At 51.0% G+C, this 783-nt stretch carries 2 protein-coding genes; both read left to right on the top strand.

The features are described from left to right. Positions 1-212: type I restriction endonuclease subunit R, EcoR124 family (locus tag ACOCD2_RS23370; protein ID WP_419583942.1), on the top strand; the 212-nt coding region annotated here is incomplete at its 5' end. Then, the coding region (locus ACOCD2_RS23365; protein ID WP_293689510.1) for a restriction endonuclease subunit S at positions 202-783 on the top strand (582 nt) is incomplete at its 3' end. The genes ACOCD2_RS23370 and ACOCD2_RS23365, both read left to right, overlap by 11 nt.

Here is a 783-nt window from a genome sequence, read left to right as displayed (position 1 = left end):
TCAGTCCTGATGCCCTGCAAGGCTTCATCGACAGTATCCTGAGCCGTAGGATCTTCGACCCTGATGCGCTGACCGAATTGCTCCGCCCCCTGGGGCTGGGCTGGAAGGTGCGGGCCCAAAAAGAGCTGGAACTGATGGACGACCTCACGCCCCTGCTGCGCAAGCAGGCCGAAGGCCAGGAAATTTCAGGGCTGGAAGTGTATGCGCAGTAAAAGCGACAAGAAAAAGTCATTGGTGCCCAGGCTGCGCTTTCCTGAGTTTCGGGAGGCGGGGGCGTGGGAGGTGAAGCGGTTGGGGGATGTTTGCGTTATCCGAACCGGAAAGAAGGATGCAAATGAAGGCCATGAGAATGGCATTTACCCATTCTTTACCTGCGCAGAAAACCATATTTATAGCAACTCGCACTCCTTCGACTGTGAGGCGATCCTTGTTGCAGGAAATGCCAATGTAGGACAAACAAAACATTATAGGGGAAAGTTCGAGGCATATCAAAGAACGTATGTACTAACCGATTTTTCAGATATAAATACACAGTATTTATATTCTTATCTTGGCGGTAATTTGCAGAACGATATGGCATTGCAAGTGCAGACCAGCGCGATGAGTTATATAAAATTGCCGATGCTGAAAAATTATAAAGTTCCCGCACCGCGCAACCCCACAGAACAACAAAAAATCGCCCACTGCCTCTCCTCCCTTGATGAGGTGATCGGGCTGCAAGCCAAAAAGGTCCAGGCCCTGAAACAGCACAAGAAGGGCCTGATGCAGCAGCTCTTCCCCGCC

Source organism: Thiolapillus sp. (genome assembly GCF_048562965.1).
Lineage (GTDB): Bacteria > Pseudomonadota > Gammaproteobacteria > Chromatiales > Chromatiaceae > Thiolapillus > Thiolapillus brandeum_A.
This window is presented reverse-complemented; position numbering and strand designations above follow the sequence as displayed.